The following is a 15205-nucleotide window of genomic DNA, read 5'->3' as shown; positions in this document are numbered from 1 at the left end:
TGTAAACGTGTTGAATCAATTGTCTGCTTTTTTCACATAGCGGTTGCGGTATTCGTGGTCCAGCATACTCATCAGGATCGAATCATGGTATTCATAATTGTAGAATAAAGCATCCCGCTGCACACCTTCGCGCTGAAAGCCTACTTTTTCATAGCAACGAATGGCACGTTCATTAAAATCAAATACATTCAGCTCAATCCGATGCAGATTACAGATACCGAATCCGTAACCCAGCATGAGTACAAGCGCTTCAGTGCCGTAACCTTTCCCCTGATTTCCCTGCTCATTGATCGCAATACGGATGTTAGCACTGCGGTTCAGGCTGTCCATATCCTGCAGGGCTATATCCCCAATGACACGATCATCTTCGCGAAGCGCAATCAACAGCAACAAGCTTGAGGCATCCTGTCCTTTAGCTTCAATATAACGGGCAATTTGATCCTTGGTAAAGCTTCGTTGTGTGCCTGTCAGCCTCCGCACATCCTGATGGAACAATGTATTATAGTATAGCTCGGTGTCCTCTACGTTAACGGGACGCAAGTACACCCGTGATCCTTCAAGTAACCGTGCCACAGGCTCTGAGGCTGAAGTTTGTTGAGTCATCATGATCTCTCCCCTGCTAAAAATATGAATGACGAAAATCAAAGCAAATTATTGCGCAAGTTCGACTACGCAGGGTCTGCATTTTGCTCCGTAGTCAGGCTAGAATCAGCGAGGGACTCGCGCCAAATTACGGATTGAAGCAGCAGGCCTGCCAAGCCCAAGATTCCAACAGTCATCCCGATCCAGACAAAAGCCGTTCCCGCCCCTGCTATTCGGATCAATACTCCCCCGGCAAGCGGCGAAACGACCATGATTGCTCCAATCACGGTACTTTGGATACCGAAGACGCGTCCTACCATATCGGCAGGGGTTTTGGCTTGTAATATATAGTTCTGGGTGATAATGTACAGGCCATTGCCCACGCCCAGCACAGCCCCGATCATAAGTAGGACTGGCCATCCTGTTCCGGGCTGCGCCCAGCCTAAAGCAGCAATTGCTCCGCCAACCAGCACATATCCACCACCGAGCCCCCAGCCTGCGCTTATGCGATTCAAGCGATTAAGCGCAAGCATGCAACCGACGGCGCCAGCACCAATGGCTGAAACCAGCCAGCCAAGCAGCGATTCATTACCCGGAGCGAGCACTCGCAGCAATGTAGGGAACTGGTAGTCGATCATGAGAATGGCGATTAAGCCGAAAAGTCCGAATATGAGCGTATGCAAAAGCATTCGACTGCGCCATAAGAACGCCCAGCCCTCACGCCATTGGTTGAAAAAACGAGATGCGCGAACATGCTCCTCCCGCATTTGGACTTCATCAGCCTCAGGCGCTGTATGCGTAGCCGACTTTCCTTGCTGCTCGGCTGCAACAGCTTGTTGGTCTGCGCTGACCAGCGCCGGACCGATTCCGCGCAGCGGCCACAGCAGCAGTCCGGAACAGAGGCGCAGCAATGCATTGAGAATAATGCATGCCTGGGGAGACAACACAGTCAAGGTCATAGCGCCCAGTAATGGCCCTGCCACTTTGGAGGCCTGATTGACCAACCCATTCAGCGAGGTCGCCCGAAACAGGTCGTCGCTGGCGACTACCGTGCGGGTCAAGCCTTGCTGTGAAGGCATTTGAAATACGCCAGCCGCCGCGCGTAGACCGAGCAAAGGCAGCAGCCACACCGGACCTGGGACGGCGAGAATGGCCAGCGTCAATAAGGCAATAGCTGCATCGCAGACGATCATCAGCCGGGCCTTGTGTACCCGGTCAGCTAACGTGCCCGCGATAGAACCGAGCAGCAGACCCGGTAGCGCCATCACTACCGGAATCAGCGCAATCAGCATAGGGTCAGCTTCCCAGCGGTAGGCAACAAGCACCTGAATGGCGATAGCATCAAACCAATCGCCAAAGGAAGCAGCCGTGTGTGCCGCAAACATCCGCCGAAAACGGCCATTGCGCCAAATGCTAGGCGCGGATTGCAGTTCTTTCTTTTCCTTCATTATCTACTCACCCTGCTCTCATTTTCAGCTTTTTTTAGCAATAAGAACATTCTAGCGGGTCTATATCAGAGGAAAGTCAGACAGCTAAAAAATCAGGCCATTGAGATTGTCTGCTCCAGCCAGCGCCTTAGCGCCGAACGATGCAGTGTTAAACTGTTGTCCCGGTCAAGCTGATCATATTGAGCGGCATACTTCTCTTCCAGCGCTGGATAGGAACCGCAAAGCTTCAGGAACGAGCGAATTTGACATACCGCTTTGATTTTTAGTAATTCCTGTTTAGCCATATCAAGGGTATCCAATCCCTCATCCATGAGCCGCTCGGCGTTATCCACATCTCCAGTACGCAACAGCATAAGCCCGCGCATCATGCGATAACGGCCCAGCTCGCGCAAAAACGGGGCCTCCGACAGCATGCATTCCAGACGATCAGACAGTTCGGCAGCCTTTTCCATATGATTGGCAACCAGATGCATATACATCTCCATCAGCGCAACAGGCATCACAAAATTATCGAGATTATCCCGTTCCATGACCATCATGGTCAGTGGCAGACCTTCCTGGGCGTGTTCAGGTTGTCCGTTCTCTACATAAGCCTCCAGAATGTTGAGAATACGCAATTCCCGCTCCTGCGCTTCAGATAGCAATCCACTGGAAAGCGCACGCTCACATAGGACAAGCCCCTCATCCGTCACCCCTGCTGTGCACATATATAGCAGTAGCATCCAATACAATCGATCTGCGGGAGCAAAGTCCTCCCGTTCCAAGAACCAAGGCACATCCGCCTGTACAAAACGGGTATACATTTGATAAAAGACAGACAATTCAAAACCCATCTGCTCCTGCTGGGCAGCCAGCGCTACGATGGAATTTCCCTGCCCCAACAGCTGGTATTTGCGGAATAGTCCATGTACGGCGTCTTGCACCTCCTGATCGTGCAAGGACGGATGATTCTGTGGCTGCACGTCAGTCAAGGTCAAGCTGTAGCCATACCCTCTGACCGTATGAATACGGAGACCATCCCATGACTTAAGTTTTTTGCGCAATCTGTAGATATGATCATCTACCGTACGCTCCACCGGATACTCCAGCGGCCACACCCGATCCAGCAGTTGTTCACGGGTGAACACCTGGTTCCGGTTATCGTACAGAAAGCGCAACAGCGCAAATTCTTTAGCCAACAACATAACACGATCTGCATTACAAACCACACTGTAGCCATCTGCATCAAATTGTAGCCTGATCATCCACCTCGCCTCCGACATATCGTTTCTTGGCTGCACCCAGCCCTATAAACATAAGCAGAACACTCAGGCACAAGAGCAGCAGCAGCGGAATGGTCCAGCCTTGTGTCGCATCATGCAAATAACCGAACAGTGTCGGCCCGGTCGCTGCCAGCAAATAGCCAAAGGATTGCGCCATACCCGACAACTCTGCTGCCTGCTGCGGTGTCCGCGTCCGCAAATTGAAGAACATCATCACTAACGGGAAAGCAAAACCACCCGCTATACCGATACATATGACCCAAATCACGCTCCACTGTGTAGCCCCAAGCAGAAATCCACCCAGACCGATAAAATACAGCGCAGCCATAATCAGAACCAATACCCGCTGATCCTTCACTCGCGCCGCCCAAATAGGCACAATAAAAGTAAATGGCATTTGCGCAAACTGCATCACAGACAGCATCCAGCCCGCAGTTTCTGAATCCATTCCCTGTCCGCTCATCATTTCAGGAAACCAGGCGGCAGGAACATAGAACAAGGCAGATTGCAGCCCCATAAACAGCGTCACCTTCCAGGCCAAAGACGATTTATACACATTCACGGTTTGGGCAGATACTGCTGCTTTATTAGCTGTTTTGCGAGCCTTAAGGAGCTGGGGCACCCAGAGTAAAATACCTACGACACCCACAATCGCCCATATTCCCAAGGCACCTCGCCAGCCCATACCTCCATTTATAGCCAGCGGTATACTCAGCCCGGATGCGGTTGCTGCGACCACATTCATGGATACTGAGTATACGCCGGTCATCAGTCCGCTGTTGCGAGGAAACTCCTCTTTGATCAAGCTGGGCAGCAACACATTACACACGGCAATAGCCAGTCCCAGCATGGCGGTCCCGACAAATAATGCAGTAACCCCTAACGTTGAGCGCACCACAATACCTGCGGTCAACAGCAGCAAGGCTGCAAAAATAATAAGAGGCGATCCGAAGCGGCGCGACAGTTTGGCTACAAAAGGCGACAACAGGGCAAAAGCCAGCAACGGCAATGTCGTTAATAGGCCACTCAGTGTATTTGAAATATACAAAGAATCCTTAATCAAACCGATAAGGGGTCCTACCGAGGTAATCGAGGCGCGCAGATTGGCACCTACCAGAATAATCCCTACGGCAAGTACCCAAGGACCGGCATGCCACAAAGATTTGTATACCAAAGCTCGTTGGTGTTGCTGTGAACTCATCTCTCCATTCTCCAATCTATCTGTGTTATGCTCAAAGGCTCCAACCAAGTGTACGGCTGGAGCCTAGCAATTTTTATCTCATTAAATTATAAAGGCATTCGTACCATATGCATAGGACAGATCGACACAGCACTCCAAATCAGGTTCAGCATATAGCTTCATTGAAAAAATAAAAGCTGCCTGAAAGGATAGTTTCCTTTTGAGGCAGCTTTCAGTTCATAAACTTCGATGCGACCAGCGCTGCTTAACGTACCAGCCAGCCGCCGTCCACCGCCAAGATATGACCGTTCATATAGTCGGAACCCTGACTGGCGAGGAAAACCACAACTCCCATCAAATCAGACGGATCGCCCCAACGACCCGCAGGAATACGCGACAGGATTTCTTGATTGCGACTTTCATCCGCACGGATTGGAGCTGTATTTGCCGTAGCAATATAACCCGGCGCAATCGCATTAATCTGAACGTTATGAACTGCCAGCTCGTTCGCAAATGCCTTGGTCAAACCAGCTACCGCATGCTTACTCGCTGTATACGGCGGAACAAATTTGCCACCCTGAAAAGCAAGCATAGAAGCGACATTGATAATCTTCCCGCTTTTTTGCTCTACCATCACCTTTGCCACTTCCTGGCTCAGATGATATACGGCATTCAGGTTAATCTCCATGACAGCGTCCCAATCCTCGTCTTTATACTCCAGCAGAGGGGCGCGACGAATCGTACCTGCATTGTTTACAAGGATATCAATTTTACCGAATTCATTGACGCATTCTTCTACAATTTTTTTAATGGATTCTTTCTCTGTCAGATCTGCCTGATAAAAGGCAACCTTCACACCCGTTGGCTCCAGCAAACGTCTTGTTTCTTCATATTCATCATTGTTAGCTACAATGAACAGGTCTGCACCCGCTTTGGCCAAAGCTACGGAATACCCTTGACCCAAACCAGTGTTGCCTCCTGTTACAATCGCCGTTTTACCTTTTAGACTGAAAAAATCCAATGAAAAATGGTCCAGACCCATGTCTACGCCTCCATCACAAATTAGTATAAAAACCTATATTTCCTGAAGCCTACAGCGCTGCGCGTACTTCTTTATATTTAGCTACATAACGTGCTGCATTTTCTGTGATCAAGTCGTAGCGACCTTCCTTGGCTGGAGCCGTCAAATTACCCCCAATTCCCACGGCTACACATCCGTTACGCAACCAGGTTTCCATATTGTCCAGATCAACGCCACCCGTTGGCATAATCTGTACATGAGGCATCGGACCTCTAACGGCCTTAACAAAGTCCGCTCCCATCGCACTTCCCGGGAACAACTTCACGACATCGCTGCCCAATTTCATGGCTTCCTTGATCTCATTCAGCGTCATACAGCCAGGCATATAAGGAATCGCGTACAAATTGCATAGCTTCGCTGTTTCTTCTTCAAAAGAAGGACTCACGACAAACTCTGCTCCGGCCAGAATAGCAATTCTCGCCGTCAGTGACTCCAGTACCGTTCCTGCACCAATCACTGCCCGATCCTTAAATTCGTCTTTCAATCTTCGAATGACCTGATCCGCATCCGGCGTCGTAAATGTAAGCTCAATATTATCCAAGCCGCCTTCAATGCAGGCTTTAGACATGAGATACGCTTCCTCCGCTGTGTTTCCCCGAATGACTGCGACGACACCTACCGAAGTGATATGTTCCAAAACTTTCTTTTTCGTCATGTTCCTGATCCTTTCCACGAATGGGATGACCATGTACCTCAGCCGCTTGCAGGTTTACGCTCCAATACACTAATCGGATTAACGCAACTCGCTCATGGCAACCTGATCCATGTCTTTGTATGTTTTATTTTCACCGGCCATGCCCCAAATGAAGGTATAGCTGCCCGTAGCCGCACCACAGTGGATAGACCAAGGTGGAGAAATAACGGCTTCATCATTTTTCATTACCAGATGGCGCGTTTCGTTCGGTTCACCCATCAGGTGGAACATTCTTGCGTTCTCATCCAGTTCAAAGTAGAAATATACTTCCATCCGACGGTCATGAACATGTGTCGGCATAGAGTTCCATACACTGCCGTTTTCCAACGTCGTCATCCCCATAACCAATTGGCAACTTTGAATGCCTTCATCATGGATAAAGCGACGCAACGTACGGTTGTTAGCTGTTTCCTGCGAACCCAGACTTTCAGACGGTACATCGGCAAAAGACTGTTTCGTCGTCGGATACGTGGTATGAGCCAGGGCCGAAACGATATAAAATTTCGCAGGCTTTCCACTGGAATCGCTTTCAAAGATCAACTCCTTGCCACCTTTACCTACGTAGAGACAGTCTTTTGTGGCCAGCTCGTAAGTTTCACCGTCCACCTTGACCGTACCGCTACCCCCAACATTAAAAATGCCCAGTTCGCGGCGCTCCAGGAAAGTTTCCGCTTTGATTTGATCGTTACCTTCCAGTGCAACAGATTTATTCACGGGATAAATGCCCCCGATAATGACACGATCTTCATGCGTATAGACCAGCTTTACCTCCTCAGGTACAAACAGTTCCTGGATTAGATAGTGCTGACGCAACTCTTCAGTCGTAAAATGTTTGGCATGTTCGGGATGAGTTGAATAACGCATTTCCATAAAAACATTCCTCCTGTTTAGATAAACTTTTTTATCAACGGAATTGTTATAAAAGCGGTTTCTAACTCTACTTCTTAGCTAGAATTGTAATAATTATCTAAGGGGGTGTCAACCTAAAACTTCGATTTTCCTAGAAAAACCCTTAATACACACGAAGTTTCACACGTTTTTTACCTTTTGATAAACAAAACCACATTTTTTTATCTATATTACCCAAAAAGTTTTTAGCAAATATATCAACTTCATCATTGTGAAAAACCGATTTATGTGATAATTTCAATTTATTCAGTTGGTGCATGCGCTTACAGATTAAATTTACTAAACACAAGGAGGAATTCAAATGACCGCAACATTGGATGCTGTTACCTTCGGAGAACCGATGGCCATGTTTTACGCCAATGAAGCAGGCTCTCTGGATGAGGTGCGTTCATTCACCAAAGCGTTGGCCGGGGCAGAGACGAATGTTTCGGCAGGTTTGTCGCGTTTGGGGCTACGAGCCGGACTCGTAACCAAACTCGGCGAGGATACGTTCGGCAAGTTCATTGCCGATGCGCTACGTCAGGAAGGAATCGACACCCAGAATGTCATGTTTACCAAAGACCACTCTACCGGGATGCTGATTAAATCCAAAGTTATAAGTGGGGACCCCGAGGTGGAATACTTCCGCAAGCATTCCGCCGCTTCCACACTGAGCATCGCTGATTTTAACGAAGCTTACTTTGCCGGGGCTCGCCATCTGCATTTTACAGGTATTTCCGTTGCCCTCTCCGCTGAATGCCGCGAATTCGCACGACATGCGCGGCAATTCATGAAGAAGGCAGGCAAAACTGTATCCTTCGACCCTAACCTAAGACCCAAATTATGGCCTGACACACAAACGATGGTGGAGGCGATTAACGAAGCATCTGAGGGATGCGACTGGCTTCTACCGGGGATTCATGAAGGTAAAATATTGACGGGCTATACTTCGCCCGAGGATATTGCTTCGTTCTACCTTGACCGTGGTACCTCACTGGTCATCATCAAGCTGGGAACCGAAGGCGCATATTACAAATCCGCAGATGCTGAGGGATATGTCAAACGCTTCCGCGTAGATCATGTCGTGGATACCGTCGGTGCGGGTGACGGATTTGCCGCAGGTGTTATCAGCGCGCTACTGGAAGGCTTGCCCCTGGCAGAGGCAGTCAAACGCGGTAATGCACTTGGTGCGCTGGCTGTCATGTCAGCCGGAGACATGGATGGCTATCCGACGCGAGCCGAACTGGAATCTTTTTTGCTCAGCGCCAGCACAAATTAGTCCGGGATCATCCCCCGCGTAACCTTCACTACTATGAGCGCAAGCTCAACAAAGGCCGCATCCAAAGTCGGCTTAACTTCCAATAGCCCGTATTCGCATTTGTGTGACCTGAGCAGCATATGCATACTCAGGTCGTACAAAGGAATACGGGCTATTTTATAATATAAGACATGATGCTCGTCTACAGCGTTTTGACGGATTCTCCCCGATTGATATCCGGCACAAATCGGTAAATAATCGGAACCGATTCGCCGCCTTCCTCAATACTGGACAGCAGCGTTTTTGCCGCCTGCTTCCCCATATCCGCAATCGGTTGCGTAATGGTCGTAATCGGCGGATTGTAAATATGGGCAAACTCCGCATCGTCAATTCCGATAATGGACAGCTCTGCCGGAATGCGTATACGTCGGGCATTCACATACTTCAACACCTCAGCCAACACGATATCATTCCCGGCCAACAGCGCAGTCGGCGGCTCAGGCAGTTGGAACAGCTCCTTCAGCGTCTGCTGGATTTCTTCTCTCGGCACGCTGTGCATATATTCTTCTCGAAATGGCATACCATGCTCTTCCAACGCCTTCTTGTATCCGCTGAGCCGCTCCACTCGTGGAGTAATCCGATTCAAGCCAAGGGGCAAGGTAATCAGCGCAATTCGCTCATGCTTGTGAGCCACAAGTTCCTGAATCGCCAGCTTAATCGCCATTTCGTTATCCAGCAGCAGGCTACGTGTATTGACACCGTCCACCAAGCGGTCCAAAAACACCAATGGATACTTTTCACGAATGAGCTGGTTGTAAATGTCTGCATGCTTGCCTGTCGGGAAGATAATTAAGCCGTCCACTTGACGGGCCTTGAGCATCTCAATATACTGGCCTTCCTTGTCGGGGTTTTCATCGGCGTTGCAAATGATCACCTGAATGCCGAAAAGTTGCAATTCCTCCTCAATCGCACGGATAGACTGGATCGACAGCGTATAATCAATGTTGGCTACAATGACTCCCACCATAAACGTCCGGTTCTGCTTCAAGCTGCGGGCCAGCCCGTTAGGCTGATAATTCAGCTCTTGAATAACCTCGGCAATCCGGTCCCTTGTCTGGTCGCTCATATATTTATATCGTTTGTTCAGAAATTGCGAGACAGTGCTTTTAGACACTCCTGCCTTCTGGGCAACATCTTCAATCGTCGGCTTCTTCATCGGTACACTCCTTGTCTTTCATGTACTGCGTTAGTGCAACAAAAGTATATCTTTTTTTTAGTAAATTTACCAGACTTCTATTTATGAAAGCCATTATGATATAAGTTGAACTTCAAAATTGCCTATCGTGCCACTGTATAAAAGGATGGTTCTCCCGGCAGCAAAAGAGGCAGTTCAAGATGTTCTCTTGAACTGCCTCCACGTATACAACTCTATCGAAAAGCTAGGTTCCAGTTGGCCCTAAATACTACTCGGATCAGTGTGCTGGAACAGGCGTTGCAGACTGATCTGGTGTATCGTGCTCGATCAGCGCATGCTTTTCCCATAACCGGCTTTTCCAGCGGGCATACATGATGACAGCACGAGTCCATTCATCAGCAGCAATCGCCAGCCACACACCGGCGAGCCCCATATCCAGCTTGAACACCAGCAGATAACCCAGCGGCAAGCTCATGCAGACCATAGAGATTAGTCCCATAAAAACCGGGAACTTGGCATCTCCAGCAGCACGCAACGAGTTAATAATGACGATATTCGTCGTCCGGCCAGTTTCTAGCAGAATGCTAAGTAAAATGACTTGCGCTCCCAAACGAATGATTTCAGGGTTCTCTGTAAATAAACCGAGCAAAGGTACACGGAAAAAGATAACCACCGCATCAATAATCACAGTCACGAGTAGCGCCCATTTCACACTGTTCAATACACGTTTATAAGCCGTATCCTTCTCTCTGGCTCCCACGAGCCTTCCCACTACGATAGCCGTTCCCATACCAACGGCCATACTGAACAAATAAATATAGCTCGAAATATTATTGGCATATTGACGTGTCGCCATCGCTTCTGCGCCCAGATAGGTCACATACAGTGTGAATATGAGCTGACACGACTGATACATGATAGACTCCAGCGCGGATGGTACACCAATACGCAATATTTTAGAGATAAACTTTTTGGACAAGTGAACGTAATATTTCCACTCGACACGAACCTCAGTGACCCGGTACATCAGCCAGAAGAAGATCAAGAGACAAATAAAGCGGCTACCTACTGTAGAAATAGCAGCACCTTCTACACCGAGTGCTGGCATTCCCCAATGCCCCAAAATCAAAACATAGTTGCCGACCACGTGGATCACGTTCATAAAAACCGATACATACATCGTTTCTTTGGTAAAACCGTGCGTACGAATGGTCGCCGCCAGCGCGTTAATCAATGCCTGAAGGAAAACAGCCCCCCCGACGATGCTCATATAGGATTCCGCATACGTAAGAATGTCCCCCTGGACATTCAACCATTGCAACATATGCGTACCAAACACAAGAAAAATTACGCTTAGCAAAAGACCTACCATCAAATTCAACGTAATGGCCGTACCTGTAACCTGGGCCGCTTCGACTAGTTTCTTAGAACCGATATATTGAGCTACGACGATAGCAGCGCCGTTGCCGATAACCTCCAGTACAAGGATAGCGATTGAAATAATTTGATTGGACGCGCCCACACCCGACACTGCATTATCAGATACAGAGCTGAGCATGAATGTATCGACGCTTCCCATTAACATAAACAGGAATAATTCAAGGAAAATAGGCCATGTCAAACGGAACAAATTCAGTTCCTTGGCTTCGGACAATACCGAACCATTTTTTAGTGCTCTGGTTGTCATTCATTCACCTTTCTTCATAGATTTATTTAACGATCAAAAGGTATGTTAGCATAGTCATTCTGAAAATACATCCCGTTTACGTAAAATGGTTTGCAAAATGTGTAAGAATTCATTTATCACCTTCTTTATAATTGATTATCGAACTTTATTGAAACAGGATATTACAAGAATATACCGGCAAATCTGGGCTTTTCGACGCGATTATGAGCTAAAGAGTATAATAGAATACGAGCCTGTGAGCATTGCCGCTGACAGGTTGTGAAAATTGTTGTACGCTTCCTAAGCATAATTCACGAATTAAAGAGGGAATATATAGGACATTCATAGGGTTAAAAGGTAATAAAGGAGGCTTTTACAGATGACTCAATCATTTCAAGCCCTTGTCGTCGATCAGACGCAGGACGGTGAAGTTCAAGCAGAGGTGCGTTCTCTGGAAGCTAGCAGTTTACCTGCTGGAGAAGTATTGATTCGTGTCGCTTATTCCAGCATCAACTATAAAGATGGGCTTGCTGCCCGCAAGGATGGCAATATCGTCAAATCCTATCCGTTCGTACCAGGCATAGATTGCTCAGGAACCGTCGTCTCTTCGGAGGATAGCCGCTTTAGCGAAGGACAAGCGGTGCTCGTTACCGGATACGGGCTGGGTGTGTCTCAATTCGGAGGATTCAGCCAATATGCACGCGTGCCTGCGGACTGGGTGGTTCCACTTCCAGACGGACTCACGCCGAGAGAGGCGATGATTTTCGGGACAGCCGGATTCACCGCGGCCCTGTCGTTATATCGGCTGGAGCAAAACGGCGTTACTCCGGAGCAGGGGAAGGTACTTGTCACCGGAGCGACGGGCGGCGTAGGCGGGGCAGCTATTGCCTTGCTGAACAAGAGAGGCTATCATGTCGTAGCCAGCAGTGGCAAGGCCGATGCGCATGATTACCTCAAGGCGCTCGGAGCAGCCGAGGTTATTTCTCGCGAGGAGGTCTACGACGGCGCGGAGAGCATCCGCCCGCTGAGCAAGCAGCTTTGGCAAGCGGCTGTTGATCCTGTAGGCGGAAAGCCGCTCGCTTCGCTGCTCAGCCAGATCGCCTACAACGGCTCCGTTGCCGTGAGCGGCCTGACGGCAGGAACCAAGCTGCCTACGACGGTGCTGCCGTTTATTTTGCGCGGCGTAAGTCTGCTGGGCATAGACTCTGTCTTCTGCCCATACGACACCCGTGTAGCGATCTGGAAGCGACTTGGCAGCGAATGGAAGCCGGAACAGCTAGAGCAGCTCGTTGAGCGCGAAGTCGGATTGGCCGACCTGCCCAGCGCGCTCGAAGACATCCTTGCAGCCCGCTCGCAAGGAAGAACGCTTGTACGACTGGCTGACTAAGCAGAAAGATATCGGCAATCTATCTGTTAACCTGGTTTTGCGTGAGGAAATATTCATTCCGTAGAGTCTAGCTTTGCAAAACATAAGAAGCTTGTAAATCTGAACTTTTGAGATTTACAGGCTTCTTTTTTCGTGTGATACATTTGAAGAAAAACAAAATATATCGAATCAGACGGTTTACTTTTCGCAACCAAATGAACCTTATGAGGGCCTCAGTTGTTATATAGATAAACTGCACAAGAAAGGAGAGCACATCATTGGAGAGTAATCGAGAGTTGTTTGATTTGTATCAACGAGATGTATACCGAACCTGCTACTACATGGTACATAACGCATCGGATGCAGAGGATTTAACGCAGGAAGTGTTTATCACCCTGTTTCGCAGCAATCGTGAACAGATCGAACAACTAAAAGCCTGGATTATGAAAATTACGGTCAATCATTGTCTGAATTACCTTAAACGCCGGAAAAGCCTGCATTTGAAAGTATCGGCTAATCCCTATTTATTTAGCGGGGCGGAAGGTAAGCCTGTAGACAAGCTGGTGGAAGAACGCGAATCGACAGAAGAATGGATCGTTTATATGAATCGCCTTCCAGCCAAAATCCGCGCTGTGCTGACCCTCCGCTATATGCATGATTTCACACTGGCAGAAATATCAAAACTGCTGGAAATTCCGCTGGGAACCGTCAAATCGAGGACTCATAAAGGGCTAAAGTTATTGGAGCAAATACTGCGGGATGCAGGTGTAGAAATTCCCGAGATGGAAGGAGAGAACTATGAACAACGTAGAAAAGGCATTGAAGCGCAAGTTAAATAATGAATCGGAAATGGCCTATCCTGACTTCGATGAGATGTGGAACCGGATGGAACAGACAGGGCATACTGCCCCTACGCTAACCGACACTTTCGATTCATTCACTCCGCACCGACATAGAAATTGGCGCAAAATAGCTATCGCCGCCTCTCTGAGTGCGCTTCTCGTTGCCGTTCCCGTCTATGCCGCCATCCATTATAATTGGGGCAATCTGCTGCACGGAAGAAGCGGCATTCAGACGGCACTAAATCAAGACCTTGGACAGCCCTTGGAGCAATCCGTAACCAGAGACGGAGTGAAGCTGACGCTGCATACCGCTATTGTCGATGAGAACCGGACCGTGATTCTGTACAGCTTGGAGGTCGGAAAACGGGCAGAGAACGAGTTTTGGAATGTCAAAGGCGTATCGCTAAAAGGTGCTGCGGGGGAAAGCAGTGCAGGGGAATATAACTTTCAGCAATGGGACCCGAAAAATCAACGGTACAACGGGTACTTTGAAAGTGACTGGACACCGCAGCAAGAAACAGAGAACGTGCAGCTAACCATAGATCATATAGAGCTCACCAGCGTTCAGGAACTGGATTTGCCGCTCGATATTCGGTCGCCTCAAATACAGACGTTCAAGCTGGAACGTAGCGGCTTACAAGATATGAAGGTACAGGTATTCGAACAAGGGAAGGATAAACTAATGCTGTCCTCAGCGATTACCTTCGATTCGTCCATACCAAAGAAATGGGACAATCCACAAATTATTGCCTACAAAGGCGACAAGCCTGTGATGTCGCAGCCTGGAGGGGCTTTTGGCAAACCCGGTGATAACGGGGAGTATACAGCACAGCAATATTTTTCCAAATCGGATATGCCGGAAGGACAGACTACCTTCAAACTTCAATATGCGCAAACCGAAAAAAGTATAAATGAACCTATAAAATTTGACCTGCAGCTAAGCAAGAAGAAGATGGAAAGCGGGACGATTAAAAGTGTGCTGAATATCCCACTGGAACAAGGCAATCGGAATGTTTTGCTAGAACAAATGATTGTCACACCTACGCAAATCCGTGTCACGCTCAGAAGCAAGGAGAAATTCGCCATGATACCTTATCAAAAGTACTTTCTTTCTGTGAACAGCACAACGTTAGAGGGTAACCGTTGGTCTTCACCTAATCAGGAACGCGATCTGTACACAATCCGTTTTGAAAGGCCGTCCAATCTTGTGATTACCAAGGACACTCCCATTACTTTTACAGGCAAATACAAGGTTACGACCCATTCGGATGACAAAACGCCTCAGCGTTTAACTGATATTTCTGAGCAAAAGCAGACGCTAACGACGCAAATCGGTGGCTATCCTGTGAAGTGGACTTACTACAAACAGGAATCAGACTTATTCGTAGAAACCGAAAGCGAGGACGCTCACTTTGGAGGGATTAACCAGACGCATATTAGCCTGGGTAAAGAACGGATCATTGGCAAGCCGATCACAGCCAATTTCGCCGGAGACGGCAATAACAAGGCAGTGGATGTCTACAAGAACTTCAAAGGGAAGGAAGCTTCTATCTATATGTTCTACTATACAACGGACGACCCGGAAGCAGAGACAACCGTATCCTTGCAGCCTCTGACAAGCAACAGCGAAGCATCTAAATAGTAATGCTATAAAAAGAGGGTCCTCTATACCTGTGTGAACCGTGGTATAGGGAGCCCCTTTTTATTTTCCTGGTAAGGCACGGTCTGCCTAAAACGATTGGC

General features: G+C 48.4%; 13 protein-coding genes. 4 read left to right on the top strand and 9 right to left on the bottom strand.

Features of this window, described 5'->3' with window-relative positions:
• Positions 1-15: 15 nt before the first annotated feature.
• From G9G53_RS05305 to kduI, 7 genes are all read right to left on the bottom strand, one after another.
• A complete protein-coding gene (locus G9G53_RS05305; protein WP_165145901.1) occupies positions 16-606 on the bottom strand; it encodes a GNAT family N-acetyltransferase in 591 nt (196 codons plus the stop codon).
• Positions 607-668: 62 nt separating this feature from the next.
• Positions 669-2030: an MFS transporter gene (locus G9G53_RS05300; protein WP_165145898.1), complete on the bottom strand. Its 1362-nt coding sequence runs from the start codon at positions 2028-2030 to the stop codon at positions 669-671.
• 92 nt (positions 2031-2122) lie between these two features.
• Entirely contained in the window at positions 2123-3274 is a 1152-nt protein-coding gene (locus G9G53_RS05295) for a winged helix-turn-helix domain-containing protein (RefSeq protein ID WP_165145895.1), read from the bottom strand.
• On the bottom strand, positions 3255-4493 hold the full coding sequence (locus G9G53_RS05290; RefSeq protein WP_165145892.1) for a CynX/NimT family MFS transporter: 1239 nt from the start codon (positions 4491-4493) through the stop codon (positions 3255-3257). The genes G9G53_RS05295 and G9G53_RS05290 overlap by 20 nt, the downstream gene beginning before the upstream one ends.
• 244 nt (positions 4494-4737) lie before the next feature.
• Positions 4738-5514 carry a 2-dehydro-3-deoxy-D-gluconate 5-dehydrogenase KduD gene (kduD, locus tag G9G53_RS05285; RefSeq protein ID WP_029518664.1) on the bottom strand — a complete coding sequence of 259 codons (777 nt, stop codon included), beginning with the start codon at positions 5512-5514 and terminating at the stop codon, positions 4738-4740.
• A gap of 49 nt (positions 5515-5563) precedes the next feature.
• On the bottom strand, positions 5564-6208 hold the full coding sequence (locus G9G53_RS05280) for a bifunctional 2-keto-4-hydroxyglutarate aldolase/2-keto-3-deoxy-6-phosphogluconate aldolase (protein ID WP_029518665.1): 645 nt from the start codon (positions 6206-6208) through the stop codon (positions 5564-5566).
• A 78-nt stretch (positions 6209-6286) separates the two neighbouring features.
• Complete coding sequence (gene kduI, locus G9G53_RS05275) at positions 6287-7117, bottom strand: 5-dehydro-4-deoxy-D-glucuronate isomerase (RefSeq protein WP_029518666.1); 831 nt, start codon at positions 7115-7117, stop codon at positions 6287-6289.
• Between the two features lie 340 nt (positions 7118-7457).
• Here kduI and G9G53_RS05270 point away from each other — a divergent pair, with 340 nt between their 5' ends.
• A complete protein-coding gene (locus G9G53_RS05270) occupies positions 7458-8414 on the top strand; it encodes a sugar kinase (protein WP_039271772.1) in 957 nt (318 codons plus the stop codon).
• 181 nt (positions 8415-8595) lie between these two features.
• On the opposite strand, the gene G9G53_RS05265 is transcribed toward G9G53_RS05270, so the two are convergent.
• Together G9G53_RS05265 and G9G53_RS05260 are read right to left on the bottom strand one after the other, a co-directional pair.
• The gene (locus G9G53_RS05265; RefSeq protein WP_029518668.1) at positions 8596-9609 is read right to left on the bottom strand and encodes a LacI family DNA-binding transcriptional regulator; all 1014 of its coding nucleotides are present in this window, start codon (positions 9607-9609) and stop codon (positions 8596-8598) included.
• 256 nt (positions 9610-9865) lie between these two features.
• A complete protein-coding gene (locus G9G53_RS05260) occupies positions 9866-11275 on the bottom strand; it encodes an MATE family efflux transporter (RefSeq protein ID WP_165145889.1) in 1410 nt (469 codons plus the stop codon).
• A gap of 358 nt (positions 11276-11633) precedes the next feature.
• On the opposite strand from G9G53_RS05260, the gene G9G53_RS05255 reads away from it, so the two are divergent.
• The 3 genes from G9G53_RS05255 to G9G53_RS05245 all read left to right on the top strand — a co-directional run bounded on the left by G9G53_RS05255 (position 11634) and on the right by G9G53_RS05245 (position 15104).
• The gene (locus tag G9G53_RS05255) at positions 11634-12641 is read left to right on the top strand and encodes an acrylyl-CoA reductase family protein (RefSeq protein ID WP_165145886.1); all 1008 of its coding nucleotides are present in this window, start codon (positions 11634-11636) and stop codon (positions 12639-12641) included.
• A gap of 257 nt (positions 12642-12898) precedes the next feature.
• A complete protein-coding gene (locus G9G53_RS05250) occupies positions 12899-13459 on the top strand; it encodes an RNA polymerase sigma factor (protein ID WP_029518671.1) in 561 nt (186 codons plus the stop codon).
• Positions 13419-15104: a DUF4179 domain-containing protein gene (locus tag G9G53_RS05245; protein WP_165145883.1), complete on the top strand. Its 1686-nt coding sequence runs from the start codon at positions 13419-13421 to the stop codon at positions 15102-15104. Before G9G53_RS05250 ends, G9G53_RS05245 begins: the two co-directional genes overlap by 41 nt.
• Positions 15105-15205 lie beyond the last annotated feature (101 nt).

Origin of the sequence: Paenibacillus sp. EKM206P, from assembly GCF_011066155.1 — a bacterium.
Lineage (GTDB): Bacteria > Bacillota > Bacilli > Paenibacillales > Paenibacillaceae > Paenibacillus > Paenibacillus polymyxa_D.
Note: the sequence above shows the minus strand (reverse complement) of the source record. Positions and strands in the feature narration are given on the sequence as shown.